The following is a 22,986-nucleotide window of genomic DNA, read 5'->3' as shown; positions in this document are numbered from 1 at the left end:
ATGGCCCGCACCGGCGACGACCCCAGCAGCCTCGTCGGCCTGGCCGCGCCGCCGGAGCTGCAGCGCGTGAAGCTGGCCACCAGCATGCGCTGGCAGGCCGCGCGGGTGTTCCTGCTGGCCTGCGCGCCCATCTTCCTGCCGGTGGCCGCGCTGCTGGCCTACACCCGCCAGCCCGGCGAGTGGCTGGACGGCTGGCTGCCGCCGATCATGTCGGCCCTGGTGTCGGTGCTGGCGCTGGTGCGGCTGTTCTTCCTGTCGCGCAACCCGCGCAGCGAGTCACGCCCAGGCATCGCCCTGGCCCTGATGGCCCTGGTGATCGCCCTGCCGGTGTGCGTGGCCATCTCGCGCAACCTAGGGCTGTGGGCCCTGAGCCTCGCGATCACCGGCGTCATCGTCACCTTTGCCACCGGCATGCTGGGCCTGCGCGCGGGCGCGACGCTGGCCGGGCTGGCGGGCCTGGCCCTGGCCGGCCTGGGGCTGGCCGAGGCGCAGGGCTGGGCCACGCATCCGATGGCGATGAACAGCCTGCTGCTGCGCACCACGGTGCAGTTCTGCCTGCTGGGTGCGGGCCTGATCGCGGGCTTCGGCCTGCTGAAGATGGTGCAGCGATCGCTGGTGGAGGCCGAGGAGCGCACGGCGCGCTTTCGCGGCCTGCTGGGCATGGCGGTGGACTGGTACTGGGAGATGGACCGCGAATTCCGCTTCACCCACGTGGCGGAGGAGCGGCCGGGGTCGTCGGGGCTGGACCTGGAGTCACGCATCGGCAAGACGCCCTGGGAGCTGGAGGGCATGGGCCTCACCGACGACGAGCTCGACGCCCACCGCGCCGACCTGGAGTCGCACCGCCCCTTCCACGGCATGGTGGCCCGCCGGGTGGCCACCGACGGCAGCGCCCGCTGGGTGTCCATCAGCGGCGAGCCGCGCTTTGACAGCCAGGGCAACTTCCGCGGCTACTGGGGCGTGGGCCGCGACGTGACGCATGAGGTGGCGGCCGAGCAGACCCTGCTGGCCACCGAGACGCGCTACCGCGAGCTCTTCCGCCGCTCGCCCAGCCCGCTGGTGCTGCACCGCTGGGGCCGTGTCGTGGATGCCAACCCCGCGGCCATGGCGATGTTCGGCTATGCCCAGCGCTCCAGCATGATCGGCCAGGACCTGTTCAGCCATTACGAGCCGGGCGACGACGAACTCGCGCGCCAGCAGGCCGCCCGACTGGAAGGCCTAGCGCCCGGGGCGATGCAGCCGATGGCCGAGTACCGGCTGCGCACCCTGTCGCGCCGGCGCCGCCTGGTGCAGGCCACCAGCGTGCGCGTGGAAACCGCCAGCGGCCCGGCCACGCTGACCTTCTTCACCGACCAGACCGAGCAGAGCCGCGCGCAGGACGCGCTGCGCCGCAGCGAAGGCCTGCTGAGCCACCTCGTGGCCACGAGCCCCGACCTGATCACGCTGACCGAAGCCGAGAGCGGCCGCTACGCCATGGTCAACCAGGCCTTCGAGGCGCTCACCGGCTGGAGTAGCGCCGAGGTCGTGGGCCGCACCTCGACCGAGATCGGCATCTGGCAGAACCCTGTCGACCGCGACACCATTCGCGAAGCCGTGCGCCGCGACGGCATCGCCAGCAACCGGGCGGTCGTCTTCCGTCGCAAGGACGGCAGCACCATCTCCATGCTGGTCTCGGTCGCGCCCTTCGAGATGGACGGCCAGCACTACCTCGTGCTGTACGCGCGCGACGTGTCCGAGAGCGAGCGCACGCGGCTCGTGCACGGGGCCATCCTGGAGAACGCCTCCATCGGCATCACGCTCACGCGGGACCAGCAGTTCGTGCTCGCCAACCCGCGGGTCGAGAAGATGTTTGGCTGGCCGCGCGGCGCCCTCATCGGCCAGCATGGCAGCGTGGTGTGGCCGAGCGTGGAAGACTGGCAGGCGGTCGGGCGCGAGCTCGGCCCGGAGCTGGCCGCCGGTCAGCAGGTGGAGATCGAGCGCGTCATGCGCCGGCGCGACGGCAGCACCTTCCTGGCCCGCCTGCTGGCCCAGGCCGTGGACCCGGCGCACCCCAGCCGCGGCGGCACCATCTGGATCATCGAGGACGTGACCGAGCGCCGACGCGTGGAAGACCAGCTCGCCCAGGCCATGGACGAAGCGCAGGCCGCCAACCGGGCCAAGAGCGCCTTCCTGGCCAACACCAGCCACGAGATCCGCACGCCGCTCAACGGCCTGCTGGGCCTGGGTCGCCTGGCCCAGCAGCCCGACATCAGTGACGCCCAGCGGCGCGACTACCTCAACCAGATGATGGACAGTGCCGAGAGCCTGTCGGGGCTGATCTCCGACATCCTCGACCTCTCCAAGATCGAAGCCGGCCGGCTGACGCTGGAGACCCAGCCCTTCTCGCTGCGCGAGCTGCTCGCGTCCATCCGCCTGGCCTACCTGACGCTGGCCCAGGCGCGCGACCTGAGCTTTGCGGTCGAGATCGACCCCGGGCTGCCACACTGGGTGTTCGGGGACCCGCTGCGCACGCGCCAGATCCTGTCCAACTACCTGACCAACGCGCTGAAGTTCACCGAAAAGGGTGGCATCACGGTCAGCGTGCGGCAACTGACGGCCAACGCCCGTGGCAGTGCCGGTGACTGGGTACGCATCGAGGTGCGTGACACCGGCCCGGGTATTGCGCCCGACCAGCAGGCGCGGCTCTTCCAGCCCTTCACGCAGGCCGACGAATCCACCACGCGGCGCTTCGGCGGCACGGGCCTGGGCCTGTCCATCTGCCGTGAGCTGGCCTCGCTGATGGGCGGCGAGGTGGGCGTGAACAGCACACCCGGCCAGGGCTCGACCTTCTGGGCCGAACTGCCCCTGCCGGCCGCGCCGGCCCCGCTGTCCCACCAGCCCCGCGACCCGCGCCCGCAGGGCACGGCCGAGGAGGCGCTGTTCGGCCGCCGCGTGCTGATCGCCGAGGATCACCCGGTCAACATGCTGATCGCGGTGGCGCAGCTGGAGCAGTGGGGCATGGAAGTCGCCCAGGCCAGTGACGGCCGCCAGGCCATCGAGGCCGTGCTGGCCGCCGCCAGCGTGGGCAAGCCCTTTGACATCGTGCTGATGGACGTGCAGATGCCGGTCATGGGCGGGCATGACGCCACCCGCGAGCTGCGCAAGCACTTCAATGCCGAGCAGCTGCCCATCGTGGCCCTGACCGCGGCCGCGCTGGTGTCGGAGCGCGACGATGCCTTTGCGGCCGGCATGAACGACTTCCTCACCAAGCCCATCGACACACCCAAGCTGCATCAAACCCTGCTGCGCCTGGTCTCGGCCAAACACTGACAATGCGGGCTCCACACGGAGGGCCCCCATGAACGACACCGCGCCGCGTCATTTCAAGTACTACGACTTGATCATGGCGGCCTTCGTCTGCGTGCTGCTGTGCTCCAACCTGATCGGGGCGGCCAAACAGGCGCAACTGACGCTGCCCCTCATCGGTACGGTGACCTACGGCGCCGACCTGTTCTTCTTCCCGATCAGCTACATCTTTGGCGACATCCTCACCGAGGTCTACGGCTACGGCCGCGACCGACGCGTGGTGTGGGCCGGCTTCGGCGCGCTGCTGTTCTCGGCTTTCATGGCCTGGGCCGTCGTGCACCAGACGCCGGCCGATACGCCCTTCATGGCGGTCTACCAGCCGCAGCTGGAGGCGGTGTTCGGCAACACCTGGCGCATCGCGGCGGGCTCGATGATCGCGTTTGCCTGCGGCAGCTTCGCGAACAGCTTCGTGCTGGCCAAGATGAAGATCGCCACACAGGGCCGCTACCTGTGGGCCCGCATCGTGGGCTCCACCGTCGTGGGCCAGTTGGTGGACACAAGCGTGTTCTTCCTGATCGCCTTCTACGGCATCTGGGCCAACGAGCAGCTGTTCGCGGTCATCCTGGCGCAGTACCTGTTCAAGACGACCTGGGAGGCGGTGATGTACCCGGTCACCGCGCGGGTCGTGAACTTCCTGAAGCGCGCCGAGGGCGTGGACTTCTACGACCGGGGCACCAACTTCAACCCCTTCAAGATCAAGGTCTGACCCCATGAATAACGGCGGCCCGAGAGCCGCCGTCATGAGTCGCTGGGTTAGCGTGTCAGGCCATCACAGGCCGCCACCACCGCAGCCCTTGCCCAGGTAGTTGCTGATCAGGTTGAGCTGGTCGATGTTGACCTTGCGCGTCCAGGCCGGGCCGTGGGCATAGTCGTTGAGCACGTGGTACTCGACCGGCTTGCCGGCGGCCTTGGCCTTGTCCACGAACAGCTCGGACTGCATCAGCGGCACGGTCTGGTCGCGGTCGCCGTGGTAGACCATGATCGGGATCTGGATCTTGTCGGCCTGGGCCAGCGGATTCAGACCGCGCATCGTGGGCTCCTGCGCGGAGCGGAAGAACGGGTTGGTGAACAGCCGCGCGCCGATGCGCTCGATGTCCGACACGCCCGCGCCGGCGATCGCGCACTTGTACAGCCCGTTGGGCCGCACCGCCGCGGCAAAGGCCGAGTAGCCGCCGTAAGAGAAGCCGAACATGGCGATGCGCTTGGGGTCGGCCAGCTTCTCGCTGACCAGCCACTTGGCGCCGTCATCCTTGTCGTCCTGCATCTTCTGGCCCCACTCGCGGTCGCCTGCGTACCACAGGGCACGACCCCAGCCGGCCGAGCCGCGGAACTGCGGCTGCAGCACGACCCGGCACTGCGACACCAGCAGCGGCACCCAGCCGGAGCGGTCGTAGTCCATGGTGTCACGCGCCCACGGGCCGCCGTGAGGATGGATGACGGCCGAGTAGGGGCCCGGGCCGCACAGCTGCGCGTTCGGCACCGTGAGGTAGGCCGGGATGGTCAGGCCGTCGCGCGCCTTGTAGTACACGAAGCGGGCCGTGCCGAGCGAGCGCTTGTCGACGTCCGGGTACTCCTTGGCCAGCAGTTGAATGGCTTGGCCGCGCAGCAGGTAGTGCTCGGTCGGGTAGGTCAGGCCGCTGACGCGGATCAGGTAGGTCGGCGTCTCGCCCCCCACATACGACACCAGTCGCACCTGCACGCCATCGAGTGACTTGATGGTGGCGCGCTCACCGCTGCCGATATTCACCAGTTCCTGGTCGATCTCCTTGATGCCCAGCGCCTGGGCGACGCCGCGCAGGGTGGCCTCCAGCTTGGGGTTCTCCCAGTGCTCGTCGCCGCCGAGGTGGCCTTCGAAGACGTAGCCATCGAAGCCCTCCTCGCGAGGTGCGTCGTCGTCACGGAAGCTGCGCACGCCGCTGGCATCGAAATACTTGTGCTCGAACACCGGTGCGCCCATCTTGCGGGCGGCGATGTCGTACTCGTACAGCGCCGTGAACTCGCGGCCGACGTTGCTTCGCACGATGGCCGTACCGGGCTTCAGGCCGGGCGCGACCACGTCCACGATGTCGCGGTCCTTCACATAGCTGCGGAAATGCTCGACCCATTCGCCGTCAGGGCTGCGGAAGTCGATCGCGATGAATGGGCCGGTGGCATCGATGCCCGCACGCGACTTCGCCCAGGCCTGCCCGGCGTTGTTCACGCGAACGGTGTTGTCGGACTCACCCAGCCGCAGGATGCGCGAGGTCTTGTTGGTGCGCAGGTTGTAGCGGTAGATGTCGCGGCCTTCGATGGAGCCGCTCTGGATGATGACGTTGTCGGGGTCGGCCAGCAGGCGGTTGATCACCCGCGGGTTGGACAGCGCGGCTGCGCGCTTGGCGGCTTCGGAGCGGGCTACCTCGCCCGACACGGTCGGCTCGATCCAGTTCTTGCCTTCCAGGTCGGTGAACAGCAGCTTGCTGATGAAGGTCTTGGTGATCTCGTCATCGCGCCAGTCGTAGGGCTGGGTCATGGTGACCTGCAGCATGTCGTTCTTCAGGAACGACGCACTGCTGATCTGCATGTTCTTGGAACCGATGACCGTGGGCCTGGCGGCGAGGTCGGCCAGTTTCCACACCAGGATGTTGCGGGTGTCGCCTTGGCTCTGGATGGCCAGCATGTGCTTGCCGTCCGGCGAGATGCGAAAGCCCGTCATGCCCGGGAACTGGGCCAGCGTCTCCACCGTGGGGACGCGGATCGGCGGCGCCTCGGCGGCCACCGCGAAGTTGTACAGCAGGGCTGCGCTGGCGATCACCAGCGCCTGGCCTGCCGGCCTGAAATAGCTCTTCATGGGAGTCTCACGTCAAAAAAAAGCCCCGGCAACCGAAGCTGCCAGGGCATTGGATCACTTACGCGATCAGAACGTCTTGGAGACGTTCACGAACAGGCGACGGCCCAGGTAGTCATAGCCGCTGTACAGGGGCGCATTGCCCACGCGGTTGTAGACACCGGAGGAGATCACCGGGGGCTTCTTGTCGAACAGGTTGCGAACGCCGATGGTGGCCTTCCACTTGTTGACCGAGTCGTTGTACGAGACCGAGGCCGAGTGCAGGAAGTAGCTCGGGGTGTTCAGCTTGAAGCGGCTGGTGGCCGGATCTTCGCCGTAGTAGGCGTAGCTGGAGGTCTTGTCGACCCACTCCAGGCTGTAGTACGCGCCCCAGTTCTTGAGGTTGTACTTCACGTCCAGCTGGCCGGACCACTTCGGCGTGCCGACGTTGCCGTTGTTGTCATCCAGCGCATCGTCCGCGAACAGCTTGTAGGCCTGCGAGCGGTACTCGGTCACCGTCAGGTCGATCTTCAGCTTGCCGGAGCCGATCTCGTTCGTGTACTGGGCCGTGTAGTCGAAGCCACGGGCGATGTCGGTCGCCAGGTTGACGTAGCTGTCGTTGACGGTCAGCGCGTTCGAGGTCGTGTTGCGAGCATCGACCAGGCGGCAGAAGCCACCGGCCTGGCGGAAGCCCGGGCTGTCGTAGCAACGCTGCAGGATGTTGGCCGTGCCGGCGCGCGAGACGCCGTTGTCGACGACCAGGTCGAAGCGGTCCACCGCCAGAGAGACCGTACCCCAGCCGGTGGGCAGCTCGGGCTGCAGCACCACGCCCCAGGAGGCGTTCTTCGAGGTTTCAGCCTTCAGGCCGGCCGCACGGCCGCCGGAGTTGACGACGGTGATGCTGGACGTGGCCTGGAAGCCGGCCGGCAGACCTTCGGACTTGCAGTTGACCGCGCGCGGCGTGCCAGCCTGGGCGGGGTTGTCCCAGTTGTTGCAGGGGTCGTTCTGGTTGCTCAGGAAGCCGGTGGTGGCACCCAGGAACTGCTCGTACAGGGCCGGTGCGCGGTAGGACGTGCCGTTGGAGCCACGCAGCGTGATCCAGCTGGCCGGGGCCCAGATGGCGCCGAACTTGTAGGTGGAGTCAGAGCCGTAGGACTTGTAGTCGGCGTAGCGCGTGGAGGCGTTGACCGTCAGTTCCTTGGCCAGGGGCAGGTTCTTCAGCACCGGCACTTCGATTTCGCCGAAGAAGTCGGTGGCCTGGTCGCTGCCGCGGGTCGGGGCGGAGGAGGTCAGGTTGTAGAGGTTGTTGTTCTGCGAGTCCAGCGACGGGGTGTCGTCGATCTTGTTCTTGCGGAACTCGGCACCGAAGGCGCCCTTCACATCGCCGTAGGGCAGCTTGAACAGCGAACCCGTGACGGAACCCGTGACCACGTCTTCCTTGTACTTGGTCATGCCGGTGACGGTCTGCCACACGTAGTCGACCCAGGCCTGGGGCAGCTGGCCGCCGATGACGGCCGAGGTCAGGCGGGGTGCCGCCACGCAGCCGGTGGCCGACGTGTTGGCGCAAGCGAAGCCGCTGCCGCTGGCCACGACGTTCAGGCTGTTGGCCAGACGGTCGGTCAGGAACGACTGCTGGGCGTAGGAGCCGCGGCTTTCAGCGTGCGTCCACGACACGTCGTAGTCCCACGAGCTGAAGGCCGGGATGGCGCCGCGCAGGCCGACGGCCGTGCGGACGAAGTCCACGCTCTGGCTGCTGTAGTCGTTGCCGAAGCCGATGAAGGCACGCACGCCGACGTTCTGGCCGTTGCTGGTGTTCACCGGGCCCGAGAAGGTGCTGCCTGCCAGGTTGGCGGGGATCAGCGGGCTGCCCTTGATGTAGTCCAGCGACAGCTGGCGGTAACCAACCTGCGAGGACTCGCGGCGGTTCAGCAGCACTTCGTAGTACAGCTCGGCATCACCCAGCACACCCAGGTCCACGCCGCCCTGGGCGTAGATGTTGTGGTTGCGCACCGGCGAGTACAGCGTGCGGTTCAGCGTACGCGGGTCGAAGGTGTCGCGGATGTTGGTGTTGGTGGTCTGGCCGCCGCCCACGCCTTCGAAGCCCACGAGGCCGGTCGAGACGGAGGAGTTCGGACGCCAGCGGTTGAAGCTGGTGCCGGTGGCGCCCACGGCGGGCACGCCGGTCAGGGTGTTCGTGCCGATGGTGTTGATCGTCACGCCGTTGGAGCCCGTGCCGGTGATGGGGTAGCACTTGGGCTTGCCGGTCAGCGGGTCGATGGTGTCGGCGCTGCCCCAGTCACCCACCACGCCGTTCACGCTGGTGCGGCGGTAGTCGGTGTTGCAGGTGGTCCAGTCGCGCTGGGCCAGCGTCATGCCGGTGATGGCGTTGTAGTTGTACGACGCCAGGAAACGGGTGCGGTCGGTGACGAAGCCGCCGGCCAGCGAGAAGTTGTAGGCGTTGCCGCCGCCGTCCACCGTGCGGGAGGCCGAGCCGTCCACCTGGATGGAGGTCAGGTCCTTCTTGGTGATGATGTTGATCACACCGGCCACGGCGTCAGAGCCGTAGATGGAGGACGCCCCGTCCTTCAGCACTTCGATGCGGTCGACGATGGAGTTCGGCAGGGTGTTCAGGTCAGCGGCACCGACCGAGCCGCGCGTGCCCGAGGGCGACATGCGGCGGCCGTTCAGCAGCACCAGCGAGCGGGTCGGGGCGAAGCCGCGCAGGCCGATGGTGTTGGCGCCGGGGCCGCCGTCGGTGACGTAGCCGCCGAAGGCGTTGTTGATCTGGCCCTGGCCGCCGGTCACCGCCGTGCCCTGCAGCACCTGGGCGGTCGAGCTGTAGCCAGCCAGCGCAGCGTCTTCGGTCTTCACCACCAGCAGCGGGGCGGTGCTGCTGTAGTTGTCACGCTTGATGCGCGAACCCGAGGTGACGACCACCGTTTCGAGTTTCTGCGGGTTGTCGGTCTTGGGCGCGGGAGTTTCAGCCGTGGTGGCGGGCTTGGTTTCCGGGGCCTGGGTTTGGGCGAGCGCGTTTTGCTGCGCCAGGATCAAACCGACCACTGCAATCGCGATGGGTTTGCGAGCGGGTTTGAAGCGGGTGGAGTTCGTAGGCATATTGGGTCCATCAAGGGGTATCTCGAACCCTGCGTAATCCGGGTGGGGCGACGCGGCCATCGGGCTCGAAACCTCATGTTAGGGAGGGGGTCCCTTGGGAGGTCATCCCTGTGCTTCGATCCAGGGTCTTCCCGGAGCCTGGGCAGGCCTCTCCGTGACACTTATGTTGCAACTTCCCAACAACTCCATCGCGCCAGCGCGCAGATGCCGGTGCGCGCACAGCGCCACGTCGCCGGCCAAGAGCGCATGCGGAGCCATGCTGGAAGTCATGGGATATTCAATGCGAATATTCACCGAGTCCGCCACACGGACAGTTTGGCGAAAGCCGGTGTTTTACTAACCAGAAAGATTTCCGAGGTGCCCTGGAAATCCGCCGGCAAAGATCGGCTCGCTCAAATCAGCGGCAGATTGCGTCGCCGCTCTCCCGTCAGCGCAAACCAGGCATTGGCCAGCGCGGGCGCCATGGGCGGGGTACCCGGCTCACCCACACCGGTCGGCGGGCCGTCGCTCGGCACGAAATAGGTTTCGATCACCGGGCATTCCGCCAGCGGCAGCAGTGGCTGGTCGGGCAGGTTCTTTTGCTGAACCTCGCTGCGGACCACGTCGATGCGGCCATAGAGCGCCGCCGTGAGGCCGAAGACGATGCCGCTCTCCATCTGCCGCGCCACCACGCCGGGGTTGACCACGGTGCCGCAGTCCACCGCGCAGACCACGCGCCGCACGCGCGGCCGGCCGGCGAGCTGGGTCACCTCCACCACCTGCGCCACGATGCTGCCAAAGCTCTCGTGCAGGGCCACACCGCGCGCCACACCCGCCGGCAACGGCTGCCCCCAGGCGGCCGCCTCGGCCGCGCGCTTGAGCACCGCCGCATGGCGCGGCAGACCGTCCAGCAGCGCCAGGCGGTAGGCCACCGGGTCGGCGCCTGCCGCATGCGCGAGCTCGTCGATGAAGCTCTCCAGGAAGAACGCGTGGTGCGAATGCCCCACCGCCCGCCAGGACCCGACCGGGATGCCGCTGTGCGTGGCCACATGCGCCACGCGCAGCGCGGGCACGGCATAGGGCAGGTCGAACAGGCCCTCGGCGGCCGTCTTGTCGGGGGCGTCGCCGGGGGCGGTGAGCGCGCCCAGGGCCCGGCTGTCGGGGAAACCGTTGCGGGTGAGCCCATCGATCAGACCGGAGACCCGCGGCACGATGCGGGACAGCCAGCGCGGCACCAGCGCGTCGCCGGCATTCGTGATGGCCAGCGCCACCGGCCGGCCGTCAGCGCCGAGGCCCGCCTGCAGCACGGCCACTCCGGCCGGACGGTAGAAGTCGTGCGTCATGTCTTCCTCGCGCGACCAGACCAGCTGCACCGGCGCGCCGCCACATTCGAGCGCGACGCGCGCGGCCTGCGCGATGAAGTCCACCTCCAGGCGGCGGCCGAACCCGCCGCCGAGGTAGGTCACGTGCACCGTCACCGCCTCATCGGGCAGCCCCAGCACGCGGGCCGCCGCCTCACGCGCAGCACCGGGCACCTGCGTGGGCGCCCAGACCGTGGCCGCGCCGTCGCGGACCTGCACGGTGCAGTTCATCGGCTCCATCGTCACATGCGCGAGATAAGGCGCGCTGTAGACCGCGCTGACCTGCCGTGCCGCCGACTGCAGGCCGGCCTTCACGTCACCCTCGCGGCGAAAGGCGAAGCCCCCGCCGCTGTCATGCGCCGCCTGCGCGGCCTGCGCCAGCTGCTGCATCACGGTGGCCGAATCGACCCGGCCCGACGGTGGCGCCTGCCAGTCCACCTCCAGCGCGCGGGCGGCCTGCTGGGCATGCCAGGTGGTGCGGGCCACGACAGCATAGGCCGCCGTCGACCCGGTCATGGGCCCGAGGCTCACGAGCCGCAGCACGCCGGGCATGGCCATCACCTGCGCGAGGTTGCGCACCGGGCCGACGCCGCCGCCCAGCATGGGGCAGTGCCGCACCGCCGCGAACAGCTGGCCGGGCTCGCGCACGTCCAGGCCGAACCGGGCCTGGCCATTCACCTTGCCGGCGAGGTCGATGCGCGGCAGGGCCTGGCCGATCTGGCGCCACTGCGCGGGTGGCTTCAGCGTCACCTCGCCCGGCGGCGTCAGCGCCGCCTGGGCGGCCACCTCGCCGTAATGGCCCAGCGCCCCGCTGGCATGGTGGACGACGCCGTCCTTGACCGTGAGTTCGGCCACCGGCAGCTTGTGCTTGAGCGCCATCGCGCCCAGCAGCTGCGCGCGGGCCGTGGCTGCGGCCAGGCGCAGCGGCTCCCAGGCGTCGGCCATGCTCGACGACCCGCCCGTGAGGTTGATACCCAGCTCGCGGGCGACCCGCACGGTCGCCCAGTGCGCGATGCGTTCGGGCACAGTGCCCTCGTCGCGCGGGCCGAAGGGCATGTTGCCGAGCATGGTGGCCACGTTGCCGTAAAGGCTCTCATGCCCGGCAGCTGTCAGGCGCACGGTGTGCAGCGGCACATCGAGCTCCTCCGCCACCAACTGCGCCAGGCCGGTGTGCACGCCCTGCCCCATCTCGCTGCGGTTCATGGCCAGCACGACATGGCCATCGGCGGCGATCTTGATCCAGCCATTGAGCCCCACCTCGCCCGCCACCACCGGCAGCCTGTGGGCCGTGCCCAGGCGCGACCGCGGCGGCAGCGCGCCCCAGCCCACCACCAGCGCGCCGGCCGCGCCCAGACCGGCCAGCAACCAGGTACGGCGCTTCATGGCTTGAGCCCCTGGGCCGCCTGCTTGATCGCCGCCCGCACCCGCGGGTAGGTGCCGCAGCGGCAGAGGTTGGTCATGGCGGCGTCGATGTCGGCATCCGTCGGGCGGCGGTTGCGGGCCAGCAGGGCCGCGGCCGCCATCAGCATGCCGCTCTGGCAGTAGCCGCACTGCGGTACCTGTTCGGCCAGCCAGGCCAGCTGCAACGCATGCGGCGAGCCGGCCGGGGCCAGACCCTCGATGGTGGTGACCGGCTTGCCCGCGCAGGCACCCAGCGGCGTGACGCAGGACCGCACCGGCTGACCGTCCAGATGCACGGTGCAGGCCCCGCAGGCCCCGACGCCGCAGCCGAACTTGGTGCCGGTGAGCTGCAGGCCATCCCGCAACGCCCACAGCAGCGGCATGGCGGGGTCGCTGGCAATCTCGGGCAGGGCCACGACCTGGCCATTCACTTTCAGATCCATCGGCGCGTCATCTCGGCGAGCAGGGCGCCCCAGGATAGCCGCAGGCGACGAAAATACCGGCATGAGCCAGCCCCAAGATGCAACAGCCCCTGACCTGCTGTTCGCCCTCCTGCCCGACAGCGGCATTGCCCCTGACGGCCCTGACACCCTCGCCCCGCTGGCCGCGGCCCTGGCGGCGCAATACCCGCGGGCGCTGGTGCTGCACCTGCACCCGCCGCTGCGGGATGCCGAAGGCCGCTGCCGCTGGTGGCCCGGCGCCTCGCCGGACGAAGCCGGCGTCAACGCCGCCGTGCCGCACCTGATCGAGCGCCTGCGCTTCGAGGCCGCCCGCCACGGCCTGCCCTGGCAGCGCGTGGCGCTGGCGGGTGTGGGCGATGGCGCGCTGCTGGCCCTCGAAGCCGTTCAGGCCGAGCAGGCGCTCGTGGGCCGCGTGCTGGCCTTTGCCGGCGGCTACCTGGCGCGCCCCGAGAGCGCGCCCCAGGATGTGTGCGTACACCTGCTGCACGGCATCGCCGACCAGCGCTTCCCCTACCGCCACGTGGTGGATGCCGCCCAGGCCCTGGTCGACCTGGGTGCCGACGTGACGGCCGACCTGCTGCCACACATCGACCACAGCCTGCACCCGGCCCTCATCGAGAAGGCCATGGAGCAGCTGCGCACCTTCATCCCCGCGCGCCTCTGGCGCGAAGCGCTGATCGCCGCCCAGGAAAACGAGCGCCCGGTGGGCTGACCCACCCGGCCCGCCGCTCAGCCCGCAACCGCCCGGGCGGCCAGTTCGGGGATCAGGGCGGCGCGGTAGGCGGCGGTGCCGTGCAGGTCGGTATTGAGGCCATCGGCTGACAGCTTCACCGCGCGGGCGGCGGCCGGGCTCCAGTCGTGGGCCAGTGCCGCCTCCAGCTCATGGCAACGGAACACGCCCGGCCCCGCGCCCGTCACGGCCACGCGCACGCCGCTGTCAAAGCGCGCGACGAACACACCCACCAGCGAGAAGCGCGAGGCGGGCTGCTTGAACTTCTGCCAGCCGGCGGCCTTCGGGATGGGAAAGCTCACCGCGGTGATCAGCTCCCCTTCCTGCAGCGCCGTGGTGAACAGGCCCTGGAAGAAGTCGTCGGCTGCGATCTGGCGCGTGGCGGTATGCACCGTGGCCCCGAGCCCGAGTACCGCTGCGGGGTAGCAGGCCGCCGGGTCGTTGTTGGCCAGGCTGCCGCCGAGGGTGCCGAGATTGCGCACCTGCCGGTCGCCGATGCGCCCGGCCAGGTCGGCCAGCGCCGGGATGGCGCGCCGCACCTCGGGCGAGGCGGCCACCACCGCATGCGGCGTGGCAGCCCCGATGCGCACCGCAGCGCCCGTCACGCTGATGCCCTGCAGCTCGGGCAGGCGGCGCACGTCCACCAGGCCTTCGGGCGCCGCCAGGCCCAGCTTGATGGCACCGAGCAGGCTCTGCCCGCCGGCCAGGAACTTGTCGTCGGCGCCCAGGCGGGCGGCGGCTACGGAAGCAGCAACTTGGTAGTTCATCGTCGTCTCCTCAGGCCTTGGCCTGCAGCGCCGTCCAGACCGCGCAGGGGGTGGCCGGCATGGGCAGGTCCTTCACGCCGATGGCGTCGCAGATGGCATTGATGACGGCCGGCGGCGAGCCGATGGCGCCCGCCTCGCCGCAGCCCTTCACGCCCAGCGGGTTGTGGGTGCAGGGCGTGCCGGTGGCGGTCTTCACCGTGAAGCTCGGCAGGTCGTCGGCACGCGGCATGGCGTAGTCCATGTAGCTGCCGGTGAGCAGCTGGCCGGAGTCGGCGTCGTACACGCCATGCTCCAGCAGCGCTTGGCCGATGCCCTGCGCCAGCCCGCCATGCACCTGGCCCTCGACGATCATCGGGTTGACGATGTTGCCGAAGTCGTCCACCGCAGTGAAGCGGTCAATGCGCACCACGCCGGTGGCCGGGTCCACCTCCACCTCGCAGACATAGCTGCCCGCCGGGTAGGTGAAGTTGGTGGGGTCGTAGAAGGCGTTCTCGTTGAGGCCGGGCTCCAGCTTGTCGAGCGGGTAGTTGTGCGGCACATAGGCGGTCAGCGACACCTGGGCGAAGGGCACGGCCCGGTCGGTGCCGGCGATGCGGTACTCGCCGTTCTTGAACTCGATGTCGCCTTCGCTGGCCTCCAGCAGGTGGGCGGCGATCTTGCGGCCCTTGGCGATGACCTTGTCCAGCGCCTTCACGATGGCCGTGCCGCCCACCGACAGCGAGCGGCTGCCGTAGGTGCCCATGCCGAACAGCACCTTGCCGGTGTCGCCATGCTGGATGTCGACATCGTCCAGCGGGATGCCGAGCCGGTCGGCCACCACCTGGGCGAACGTCGTCTCGTGCCCCTGGCCATGCGAATGGCTGCCGGTGAAGACCGTGACCTTGCCGGTGGGGTGCACCCGCACCTCACCCGCCTCGAACAGGCCGGCACGCGCGCCGAGTGCACCGGCGATGTTGCTCGGCGCCAGTCCGCAGGCCTCGATGTAGGTCGAGTAGCCCAGCCCGCGCTTGAGCCCCTTGGCCTCGCTCGCCGCCCGGCGGGCCGCAAAGCCCGCCACATCGGCCAGTTCCTGCGCCTGGCGCAGCGTGGCGTCGTAGTCGCCGGTGTCGTAGGTCAGGCCCACCGGCGTGGCGTAGGGGAAGGTCGTGATGAAGTTGCGCCGGCGCAGCTCGGCTGGGTCGAGCTTCAGTTCATGCGCGGCCGTCTCCACCAGGCGCTCGACCACATAGGTGGCCTCGGGCCGGCCGGCGCCCCGGTAGGCATCGACCGGCGCCGTGTTGGTGAACACGCCCGTCACCTCCGCGTAGATGCGGGGCGTCGTGTACTGGCCCGCCAGCAGCGTGGCGTACAGGATGGTGGGCACGCTGGACGCGAAGGTGGACAGGTAGGCGCCCAGGTTGGCTGTGGTGTGCACCCGCATCCCGACGAAGCGCCCGTTGGCATCCAGGCCCAGCTCGGCCGTGGTGACGTGGTCCCGGCCATGGGCGTCGCTCAGGAAGCTCTCACTGCGTTCGGCCGTCCACTTGATCGGGCGGCCGAGCTGCCTGCTGGCCCACACCAGCGCGGTCTCCTCGGCATACAGGAAGATCTTGGAGCCGAAGCCACCGCCCACGTCCGGCGCCACCACGCGCAGCTTGTGCTCGGGGATGCCCAGCACGAAGGCGCACATCAGCAACCGCTCCACATGCGGGTTCTGATTGGCGACGTACAGGGTGTAGCTTTCGTCGGCCGGGCTGTAGCTGGCGTTGGCCGCGCGCGGCTCGATGGCGTTGGGGATGAGCCGGTTGTTGCGGAACTGCAGCCGCGTGATGTGGGCGGCACCGGCCATGGCGGCATCGGTGGCGGCCTTGTCACCGCAACCCCAGGTGTAGCAGCGGTTGTCGGGCGCCTCGTCGTGCACCACGCCCGCATGGCCGGCCGCCGTGGCGGTGTCGGCCACCGCAGGCAGTTCTTCGTAGTCGACCTCCACCAGCGTCGCTGCGGCCTTGGCCTCGGCCAGGGTCTCGGCCACGACGAGGGCCAGCGCATCGCCCACATAGCGCACCTTGCCGTGCGCCAAGATGGGATGCTTGGGCTCCTTCATGGGTGAGCCGTCAAGGCTGTTGATCAGCCAGCCGCAGGGCAGGCCGCCGACGTCCTTGAAATGCTCGCCGGTGTAGACGCCCAGCACACCCGGCGCCGCAGCGGCGGCGGCCGTGTCGACCTTGTTCAGCCGTGCATGCGCATAGGCGCTGCGCACGAAGACGCCGTAGGTCTGGCGCGGCAGCAGGATGTCGTCGGTGTACTGGCCGCGGCCGGTCAGGAAGCGCGCGTCCTCGCGGCGCTTGACGCTCTGGCCGATGAAGCCGTCTTGCGGTGCGTTCATGTCACGCCCCCTTCATGGCCTGTGCGCCAGTCTGCACGGCGCGCACGATGTTCTGGTAGCCCGTGCAGCGGCACAGGTTGCCCTCCAGCCCTTCGCGGATGGCCGCCTCGCTGCTGCAGTCGTGGTGCTGCACCAGGTCCACCGCGCTCATCACCATGCCCGGCGTGCAGAAGCCGCACTGCAGGCCGTGGCATTCCTTGAAAGCCGCCTGCATCGGATGCAGACCGCCATCAGCGGCGGCCAGGCCCTCGATGGTGGTGATGCTGCCGCCATCGGCCTGCACGGCCAGCAGGCTGCAGGCCTTCACTGCGCGGCCATTGAGGTGGATGGTGCAGGCGCCGCACTGCGAGGTGTCGCAGCCGACATGGGTGCCGGTGAGGGCCAGGTCTTCGCGCAACCACTGCACCAGCAGCTTGTCGGGCGACACGTCGCGGCTGACCGCACGGCCGTTGACCGTGAGCTGGATCTTCATCGCTTGTCTCCGTGGGTGTTGTGGGTCAAATGCTGTTCCTGCCCACCGGACTTGTGATTGCCGTTTACCCTAGTGGGGAATCAAGCTTGGGATGAACAAACGATGGACAACCTCGACCTGAGCGTGCTGCGCACCGCCGCCGGCTGGCGTGCCGAGCAGCGCGGCGTGGTGCTGGGCACCATCACCCGCACCTGGGGCTCGGCGCCGCGGCCGGTGGGCTCGCTCGTGGCCGTGCGGGATGACGGCCAGATTGCCGGCTCGGTGTCCGGCGGCTGCATCGAGGACGACCTGGTCGCCCAGCTGCGCGCGGGCAGCCTCACGCTCGACCGCCCCGCGCCCCTGCGCTACGGCGTGGGCGCGGAGGAGGCGCGCCGCTTCGGCCTGCCCTGCGGCGGCACGCTGGAGCTGATGCTGGAGCCGCTGGGCCCGCGGTCGGCACTCGACGACCTGCTCACCCGCCTGACCCGTGGCGAGCGCGTGCGCCGCACGCTCGACCTCGCCACCGGCGCCGTGACGCTCGCCCCCGCCGAACGCGGGGCCGACACGCTGAGCGTGACCGACACCCAGCTCATCAGCCACCACGGCCCGCAGTGGCGGCTGCTCGTCATCGGCGCCGGGCAGATGACCGACTACCTCGCCCAGATGGCCCAGGCCCTCGGCTACGGCGTCACGGTGTGCGACCCGCGCGAGGAATACGCCGACGGCTTCGCGATCGACGGCGTCACGCTGACGCGCGAGATGCCCGACGACGTGGTCACGGCCTTCCAGGTGGATGACGCCACCGCCATCGTCGCGCTGACGCACGACCCCAAGCTCGACGACCTGGCACTGATGGAGGCCCTCAAGAGCCCGGCCTTCTACGTCGGCGCCATCGGCTCGCGGGTCAACCAGGCCAAGCGCCGCGCTCGGCTGGCCGAGCACTTCGGCTTGAGCGACGCGGAGCTCGACCGCCTGCACGGCCCGGTCGGGCTGAACATCGGCGCCCGCACGCCGCCGGAGATTGCACTGAGCATCCTGGCGGAGATGACCGCCGTGCGCTACCAGGCCGGCGGCAACACGGTCGAAGCCGGCTGCGCCCTCTGACCCCCGGAACGGGCCCAGCGCCGGGCCGACCCAAGCCGGCCCGCCCGGGCGGCGGGCTTCACTTCATCGTGTAGCCGCGGCCGTCCATGCAGGCCTCGACCGCGCGGTTGAACACGCTGGCGTCGGCCTGGGCATTTGGCTGCGTGGTGGCCCAGCGGTTGCACTCGCGCCGGTCGTTCTCCAGTTGCTCGGCCGACTGGCCGTTGCGCGGGTAGATGATGGGCTCGGCCCGCGGCGGCGGGGGCGGTGGAGCGGGCTGCACCTGGGCCACCGGCTCGGGCGGCGGCGCCACCACGGCGTAGCCCTCGGGCACGGCGCGGTAGTACACGCCGTTGGCGTAGTAGTAGGGCAGGCCGCCCACGGTCAGCGTCACATAGGCCGGCGGCAGCAGCGGAATCACCACCCCCACCGGCGGCAGCACCACGCGGTAGCGCGGGCCGTAGGGCTGGTACCAGACGCCGCCATGGAACCAATAGCGGCCCGGGCCGGCGCCGACGATGACCGCGCCATGGGGCACGACCGGTGCGATGTAGCCGGGTGCCGGGTAGTAATGGTCGTGGTGGTAGCGGTTGTCGAACACCATGCCGATGTTCACGCGGGCGCGGACATCGGCATGGGCAGAGAACGCGGCGGTCAGGGCCAGAACCGCCGTGGCGGTGGTGCGAAGCAAGGCATTCATGATCGTCAGGGAGGCAGCCGTGATGGGCAGGCAACGTCGCGAGCTTGGCGCCGGTGGACTGCCGGCGCTTTGCGCCCACGTAAAGTTCGCAGCTTCCCCTGTCGCCCGCCTGTCAGCCTCATGATCGAACTGCACTACTACCCCAGCAACGCCAGCTTCGCGCCCCACATCCTGCTGGAGGAGATGGGCATCCCCTACACGCTGCGCCAGGTGGACCGGGCCAACAACGAGCACAAGTCGCCGGCCTACCTCAAGCTCAACCCCAACGGCCTCATCCCGACCTTGGTCGATGGCGACCTCGTGCTCTATGAGACCGCCGCCATCCTGATGCACCTGGCCGACTGCCACCCGGGCTTCTGCCCGGCGCCGGGCACGCCGCAGCGCGCCCAGTACTACAAGTGGATGGTGTGGCTCACCAACACCCTGCAGGCCATGTTGATCCACTACTTCTACCCCGACCGCATGGCCAGCGACGCCGCGGAGGTCAAGGCCCGCGCCGAAGCGCAGGTGGCGCCGATGCTGGATCAGATGGACGCCGAGCTCGCCCGCCACGGCGGCCCGTGGTTCCTGGGCGAGACCTACAGCGCGGTCGACCCGCTGGCCTTCATGCTGTGCCGCTGGACGCGCATGCAGGCCCGCCCGGCCAAGACCCGCCCGGCGCTGGGCGCCTACCTGCAACGGGTGTTCGAGCGCCCGGCGACGCAGCGCGTGGTGGCCAAGGAAAAACTGCCCGACCCGGTGTTCTGATCCCGGCCTCCTGCTCTCAGGGCCAGTGCCGCTGGAACACGGCGGCCACCTCCGGGTGCTGCTCCACCCGCAGCAGTTGCGCATGAAAGGTGGGCCGCTCGGCCTGCAGCATCGGGCGCGTGCCTGACCACTTGCTCACCACCGCGGCCAGCAGCTCCAGCGCGCCGGGCTTGGCGGCCTCGAAGCCGATGCTGAACTGGTCGGCGAACACGCGCCAGTGCTCGTGCAGCCGCGCGCGGGTGCCGGCGCGGATGCGGGCCTTCATGTCGTCGTCGCAGGGCTCGCACCAGCGCTCGGGGTAGTCGATGACGCTGATGGCGGCGTAGCAATTGGCCGCGATGTACACCAGCCCCCGCACCGCACGGGCGCGCTCGCTGGCCTCGGCGGGGAGCAGCAGCCCCGGCGCGACGGTCAGGCCCAGGTGGATCAGGATGGCGGCGCTTTCGGTCAGCACCGTGCCGTCGGCCAGCACCAGCGTCGGAATCTGCCCCAGCGGGTTCACCTGCAGCAGCGCTTCATGCCCTGGGCCGGGGTTCCAGGAGGCGGCGTCCACGCTGGTGAACGCCAGGCCCGCGCGCGCCAGGGCCGCTTCGATCGCGGCGGAGCCGGAGCCCTTGGTGCCGTACAAGGTCAACATCGTCATGACTCCTCAGTTGAGCGTGCAAAATCGTCTCACATCATGGCCACGCCCCGCCCTCCCCTGCTCACCCACCGCCGCCCGCAGCCTCGGTCGAGCTTCGGTCGGGTCAGCGTGGGCGTGGTGGGCCGCGTGATGATGTCGGTGGCCGAAGGGCCTTTTGATGCCGCCTTGATGGCCGCCGCCAAGCGCGCCATCGCGCTGGCCGGCAAGCGGCTGCCGGCCGACCGCCGCTTCGGCGACATGATCGAGATCCGCACCAGCCTGCAGATGGACGCCAACGCCGTGGACCAGCTCCGCGCCAGCATCGACGCCTTCGCCTCGCGGGGGCTGGTGGCCGTGTCCACCGTCTTCCTGGTGCCGCCCGGGCTGCCGGGCATCGAGCGGCTGCCCGCGCTGATGGACATCTGGCGCGCCAGCCGCCCGGTGCGCCGCGCCGACACCTTCGACGCCGCCTGGGCGCTGGTCAATGCCGACCTCATCGCCGCCGGCCTGCCTCCGCAACCAGCGCCGACACCGCGGCCGCGCGCTTGAGCCAGCCGCTCCCCTGTCTCTCCCTCTTTGCACCACATTGGCGCGAGAATCCGGGCGACTGCCCCCGATTCCCATGTGCGCCGCCGGCCCCACGCCCCTGTACGAACAGCCTGATGCCTACGGCTTCGGCCGTGTCACGGTGGGCTTTCTCGACCGGGTCATGCACTACATCGCCCAGGGGCCGTTCGACGCCACGCTGATGGCCGCCGCCAAGCGGGGCACCAACATCGCGGCCGAGCGCATTCCGGCGGACCGGCGCTATGTGAGCCTGATGGAGTTCCGCCGGCCGCTCGGCCTGGATGAAGACGGCTTGCGCGAATTCCGCGAGACGGTCGGCGGCTTCATCGATCGACAGACGGTGCCGCTGGCCACCATCCTGCTCGTGGCGCCCGGCGATGAAGACGCCCCCATGGTGACCGACATGGCCGCCATCTATCGGCGCAGTCGCCCCTGCGTGGTCTGCACCACCCCGACCGACGCCTGGGCCGAGGTCAACCGCGTGCTGCGCGAGGCTGGGTTGCCGCAGCAGCCGATGCCGGCCGGGCTGGGCACGGCCTGAGGGCACCGCTCAGCCCGGCTCGAAGGGCCAGGGCCGCTGGGCCGGGCGCAGCTGCTCCCAGGCCGCCCCCAGGGCCAGCAGACCGGCGTCGTCAAAGCGCCGGCCGATGATCTGCAGCCCGATGGGCAAGGGCTGGCGGCCCGCGGTGTAGCCCGCGTTCACGGCCAGCGCCGGCTGCTCGCTCATGTTGAAGGGCAGCGTGAAGGCGATGTGCTCGAAGGGCCGTGCCGGGTCGTGCAGGGGGCTGGCCTGGTGAGCCGGGTAGGCCGGCATCGGCGACACCGGCGAGAGCAGGAAGTCCAACGGCCGCGGCCCGTCCATGGCCGCGTTGGCCGCCTCGCGCAGGGCCTGCATCTGGCTGTAGCCGTGGAACACCGTGGCGCCGTCGTAGCCCGCTGCCGGGGCGACCCAGTCCAGGATGTAGGGCAGCACCCGCGCACGCTGCGCGGGCGGCAGGGCCGAGATGTCCAGCCAGGAGCGCATGCGCCAGAAGCGGTCGATGCCGTCGGCCATCTCGCGCGTCGTGAAGCCCGCGATGGGCTCGACCACCGCGCCCGCCCGCTCGAAGGCCCGCGCCGCGGCGGTGATGGCAGCGGCCACCTCCGGCTGCACCGCCTCGCCCCAGCCGGCGTCCAGCATCAGTCCCAGGCGCAGGCCGCGCAGCGCCAGCGGGCGCGGCGTCACGTCAGCGGGTGGCAGTTGCGTCGCGTCGCGCGCATCGGGCTGGGCCAGCGCGGCGAGCATCAAGGCGGCGTCGGCCACGTTGCGGGTCAGGGGCCCGGCCACGCGGCCGGCATAGGCCGGCTTGATGGGCACGCGGCCATGGCTGGGCTTGAGGCCGACCAGGCCGCACCAGCCCGCCGGCAGGCGGATGGAGCCGCCGATGTCGGTGCCCAGGTGCAGCGGCCCATAGCCGGCCGCCGCGGCGGCGGCGGCACCGGCGCTGGAGCCGCCGGGCGTGAGCCGCGTGTCCCAGGGGTTGCGGGCCGGCTCGGGGTAGAGGCTGGACAGGCCCGAACTCAGCATGCCGTAGTCGGGCATGGTGGTGCGCGCCCACGCGATGGCGCCCGCCTCGCGCAACCGCGCCGCGGGCGGGGCCTCAAAACCTGCCACCGCCGTCTCGGGCGTGGCGGCCGTGCCCAGGCGGTAGGGCGCCCCCGGCACAGCGATGTTTTCCTTCAGGGTGACCGGCACGCCGTCCAGCGCCAGCGGCTGGCCCGCCCGCCATCGCGCCTCGCTGGCGCGGGCCGCGGCCAGCGCGCCTTCGGCATCGACCGCGCACAACGCATGCAGTTCGGCCTCGCGCGCCTCGGCCTGGGCCAGCACGGCGCGCATCACCTCCACGGGCGAGAGCTCACCCGTGCGGTAGGCCGACAGCAGCTCGGCGGCCGACAGGCCGGCGATCACTTCTTGAGCTTTTCCGCGGCCTTCAGCATGGCGGCGATGTGGCCATCGGGGTCCATGCTGGCGTGCACGGCGGCGATCTTGCCGTCGGTGCCGATCAGGTAGGAGATGCGGTCGGCCATGGTGCCCGGCACCATCTTCAGGCTGGCGTCATAGGCCTTGATGACCTTGCCATCGGCGTCGGCCGCGACGGCAAACTTGTTGCGGCAGGCCTCGACGCTGAACTTCTTCAGCGTGTCGATGTTGTCGTTGGACATGCCGATGACGGTGGTGTTGAGCGTCTTGAACTTGTCGGTCGCCTCGGCGAACTGGTGCGCCTCGACCGTGCAGCCGCTCGTGAAGGCCTTGGGGTAGAAGTAGACGACCACCGGGCCTTGCTTGAGCGCCTCGGCCAGCTTGAACTTGAAGGGCTGGCCGCCGACGGCGGCGTCGGCGCTGAAGTCGGGCGCCGGCGCGCCGACGGTCAGCGCCGCATGGGCAGGCAGGGCCAGGCCGAGCAGCAGGGGCAGGGCCGACAGCAGGCGGGCAGTAGACGTCAACATAAC

General features: G+C 70.0%; 18 protein-coding genes. 7 read left to right on the top strand and 11 right to left on the bottom strand.

Annotated elements, in window-relative coordinates; translation table 11 throughout:
• Both CDO81_RS08215 and CDO81_RS08210 read left to right on the top strand, forming a co-directional pair.
• Positions 1-3,309 (top strand): PAS domain-containing hybrid sensor histidine kinase/response regulator, encoded by a 3,309-nt coding sequence (locus CDO81_RS08215; RefSeq protein ID WP_088482693.1) that lies wholly within the window; start codon positions 1-3, stop codon positions 3,307-3,309.
• 28 nt (positions 3,310-3,337) lie between these two features.
• On the top strand, positions 3,338-4,051 hold the full coding sequence (locus CDO81_RS08210) for a queuosine precursor transporter (protein WP_088482692.1): 714 nt from the start codon (positions 3,338-3,340) through the stop codon (positions 4,049-4,051).
• A gap of 63 nt (positions 4,052-4,114) precedes the next feature.
• Here CDO81_RS08210 and CDO81_RS08205 read toward each other — a convergent pair whose 3' ends face one another.
• From CDO81_RS08205 to CDO81_RS08190, 4 genes are all read right to left on the bottom strand, one after another.
• Complete coding sequence (locus CDO81_RS08205) at positions 4,115-6,172, bottom strand: alpha/beta hydrolase family protein (protein ID WP_088482691.1); 2,058 nt, start codon at positions 6,170-6,172, stop codon at positions 4,115-4,117.
• 66 nt (positions 6,173-6,238) lie between these two features.
• Entirely contained in the window at positions 6,239-9,262 is a 3,024-nt protein-coding gene (locus tag CDO81_RS08200) for a TonB-dependent receptor domain-containing protein (protein ID WP_088482690.1), read from the bottom strand.
• Positions 9,263-9,654: 392 nt separating this feature from the next.
• Positions 9,655-11,985 (bottom strand): xanthine dehydrogenase family protein molybdopterin-binding subunit, encoded by a 2,331-nt coding sequence (locus CDO81_RS08195; protein ID WP_088482689.1) that lies wholly within the window; start codon positions 11,983-11,985, stop codon positions 9,655-9,657.
• Complete coding sequence (locus tag CDO81_RS08190) at positions 11,982-12,446, bottom strand: (2Fe-2S)-binding protein (protein WP_088482688.1); 465 nt, start codon at positions 12,444-12,446, stop codon at positions 11,982-11,984. Before CDO81_RS08190 ends, CDO81_RS08195 begins: the two co-directional genes overlap by 4 nt.
• Positions 12,447-12,507: 61 nt before the next feature.
• On the opposite strand from CDO81_RS08190, the gene CDO81_RS08185 reads away from it, so the two are divergent.
• Positions 12,508-13,176, top strand: coding sequence for an alpha/beta hydrolase family protein (locus CDO81_RS08185; RefSeq protein WP_158218194.1), 669 nt, complete (start codon positions 12,508-12,510; stop codon positions 13,174-13,176).
• A 17-nt stretch (positions 13,177-13,193) separates the two neighbouring features.
• Here the strand turns inward: CDO81_RS08185 and CDO81_RS08180 are convergent, their stop codons facing one another.
• From CDO81_RS08180 to CDO81_RS08170, 3 genes are read right to left on the bottom strand one after another with little or no spacing between them, the layout of a single operon-like run.
• On the bottom strand, positions 13,194-13,961 hold the full coding sequence (locus CDO81_RS08180) for an FAD binding domain-containing protein (RefSeq protein ID WP_088482687.1): 768 nt from the start codon (positions 13,959-13,961) through the stop codon (positions 13,194-13,196).
• Positions 13,962-13,971: 10 nt separating this feature from the next.
• The gene (locus CDO81_RS08175; protein ID WP_088482686.1) at positions 13,972-16,326 is read right to left on the bottom strand and encodes a xanthine dehydrogenase family protein molybdopterin-binding subunit; all 2,355 of its coding nucleotides are present in this window, start codon (positions 16,324-16,326) and stop codon (positions 13,972-13,974) included.
• A 1-nt stretch (position 16,327) separates the two neighbouring features.
• Positions 16,328-16,798, bottom strand: coding sequence for a (2Fe-2S)-binding protein (locus tag CDO81_RS08170; protein ID WP_088482685.1), 471 nt, complete (start codon positions 16,796-16,798; stop codon positions 16,328-16,330).
• 102 nt (positions 16,799-16,900) lie between these two features.
• Here CDO81_RS08170 and CDO81_RS08165 point away from each other — a divergent pair, with 102 nt between their 5' ends.
• Entirely contained in the window at positions 16,901-17,881 is a 981-nt protein-coding gene (locus CDO81_RS08165) for an XdhC family protein (protein WP_088482684.1), read from the top strand.
• Between the two features lie 58 nt (positions 17,882-17,939).
• Here the strand turns inward: CDO81_RS08165 and CDO81_RS08160 are convergent, their stop codons facing one another.
• On the bottom strand, positions 17,940-18,560 hold the full coding sequence (locus CDO81_RS08160; protein ID WP_088482683.1) for a DUF6515 family protein: 621 nt from the start codon (positions 18,558-18,560) through the stop codon (positions 17,940-17,942).
• A gap of 120 nt (positions 18,561-18,680) precedes the next feature.
• On the opposite strand from CDO81_RS08160, the gene CDO81_RS08155 reads away from it, so the two are divergent.
• A complete protein-coding gene (locus CDO81_RS08155; RefSeq protein WP_088482682.1) occupies positions 18,681-19,307 on the top strand; it encodes a glutathione S-transferase family protein in 627 nt (208 codons plus the stop codon).
• Positions 19,308-19,323: 16 nt separating this feature from the next.
• On the opposite strand, the gene CDO81_RS08150 is transcribed toward CDO81_RS08155, so the two are convergent.
• Complete coding sequence (locus tag CDO81_RS08150) at positions 19,324-19,944, bottom strand: glutathione S-transferase (protein ID WP_088483032.1); 621 nt, start codon at positions 19,942-19,944, stop codon at positions 19,324-19,326.
• 42 nt (positions 19,945-19,986) lie between these two features.
• On the opposite strand from CDO81_RS08150, the gene CDO81_RS08145 reads away from it, so the two are divergent.
• Positions 19,987-20,478 carry a hypothetical protein gene (locus CDO81_RS08145; protein ID WP_088482681.1) on the top strand — a complete coding sequence of 164 codons (492 nt, stop codon included), beginning with the start codon at positions 19,987-19,989 and terminating at the stop codon, positions 20,476-20,478.
• A gap of 73 nt (positions 20,479-20,551) precedes the next feature.
• On the top strand, positions 20,552-21,037 hold the full coding sequence (locus CDO81_RS08140) for a hypothetical protein (protein ID WP_088482680.1): 486 nt from the start codon (positions 20,552-20,554) through the stop codon (positions 21,035-21,037).
• A 9-nt stretch (positions 21,038-21,046) separates the two neighbouring features.
• On the opposite strand, the gene CDO81_RS08135 is transcribed toward CDO81_RS08140, so the two are convergent.
• Both CDO81_RS08135 and CDO81_RS08130 read right to left on the bottom strand, forming a co-directional pair.
• Entirely contained in the window at positions 21,047-22,441 is a 1,395-nt protein-coding gene (locus CDO81_RS08135; RefSeq protein ID WP_206602090.1) for an amidase, read from the bottom strand.
• Positions 22,441-22,983 carry a peroxiredoxin gene (locus CDO81_RS08130; protein ID WP_088482678.1) on the bottom strand — a complete coding sequence of 181 codons (543 nt, stop codon included), beginning with the start codon at positions 22,981-22,983 and terminating at the stop codon, positions 22,441-22,443. Before CDO81_RS08130 ends, CDO81_RS08135 begins: the two co-directional genes overlap by 1 nt.
• Between the last annotated feature and the right edge of the window lie 3 nt (positions 22,984-22,986).

It is taken from the genome of Roseateles puraquae, assembly GCF_002205845.1.
Classification (GTDB): domain Bacteria; phylum Pseudomonadota; class Gammaproteobacteria; order Burkholderiales; family Burkholderiaceae_C; genus Pelomonas; species Pelomonas puraquae.
The sequence above is the reverse complement of the archived record's forward strand: the minus strand, read 5'-3'. Positions and strand labels throughout refer to the sequence as shown.

Bases quoted from the DNA above. Each gene is read 5' to 3' on its own strand.
- CDO81_RS08155 (WP_088482682.1), top strand. From the start codon at position 18,681: ATGATCGAACTGCACTACTACCCCAGCAACGCCAGCTTCGCGCCCCAC.
- CDO81_RS08180 (WP_088482687.1), bottom strand. From the start codon at position 13,961: ATGAACTACCAAGTTGCTGCTTCCGTAGCCGCCGCCCGCCTGGGCGCC.
- CDO81_RS08170 (WP_088482685.1), bottom strand. From the start codon at position 16,798: ATGAAGATCCAGCTCACGGTCAACGGCCGTGCGGTCAGCCGCGACGTG.
- CDO81_RS08160 (WP_088482683.1), bottom strand. From the start codon at position 18,560: ATGAATGCCTTGCTTCGCACCACCGCCACGGCGGTTCTGGCCCTGACC.
- CDO81_RS08210 (WP_088482692.1), top strand. From the start codon at position 3,338: ATGAACGACACCGCGCCGCGTCATTTCAAGTACTACGACTTGATCATG.
- CDO81_RS08130 (WP_088482678.1), bottom strand. From the start codon at position 22,983: ATGTTGACGTCTACTGCCCGCCTGCTGTCGGCCCTGCCCCTGCTGCTC.
- CDO81_RS08175 (WP_088482686.1), bottom strand. From the start codon at position 16,326: ATGAACGCACCGCAAGACGGCTTCATCGGCCAGAGCGTCAAGCGCCGC.
- CDO81_RS08195 (WP_088482689.1), bottom strand. From the start codon at position 11,985: ATGAAGCGCCGTACCTGGTTGCTGGCCGGTCTGGGCGCGGCCGGCGCG.
- CDO81_RS08190 (WP_088482688.1), bottom strand. From the start codon at position 12,446: ATGGATCTGAAAGTGAATGGCCAGGTCGTGGCCCTGCCCGAGATTGCC.
- CDO81_RS08145 (WP_088482681.1), top strand. From the start codon at position 19,987: ATGGCCACGCCCCGCCCTCCCCTGCTCACCCACCGCCGCCCGCAGCCT.
- CDO81_RS08205 (WP_088482691.1), bottom strand. From the start codon at position 6,172: ATGAAGAGCTATTTCAGGCCGGCAGGCCAGGCGCTGGTGATCGCCAGC.
- CDO81_RS08140 (WP_088482680.1), top strand. From the start codon at position 20,552: ATGTGCGCCGCCGGCCCCACGCCCCTGTACGAACAGCCTGATGCCTAC.
- CDO81_RS08165 (WP_088482684.1), top strand. From the start codon at position 16,901: ATGGACAACCTCGACCTGAGCGTGCTGCGCACCGCCGCCGGCTGGCGT.
- CDO81_RS08150 (WP_088483032.1), bottom strand. From the start codon at position 19,944: ATGTTGACCTTGTACGGCACCAAGGGCTCCGGCTCCGCCGCGATCGAA.
- CDO81_RS08185 (WP_158218194.1), top strand. From the start codon at position 12,508: ATGAGCCAGCCCCAAGATGCAACAGCCCCTGACCTGCTGTTCGCCCTC.
- CDO81_RS08200 (WP_088482690.1), bottom strand. From the start codon at position 9,262: ATGCCTACGAACTCCACCCGCTTCAAACCCGCTCGCAAACCCATCGCG.
- CDO81_RS08215 (WP_088482693.1), top strand. From the start codon at position 1: ATGGCCCGCACCGGCGACGACCCCAGCAGCCTCGTCGGCCTGGCCGCG.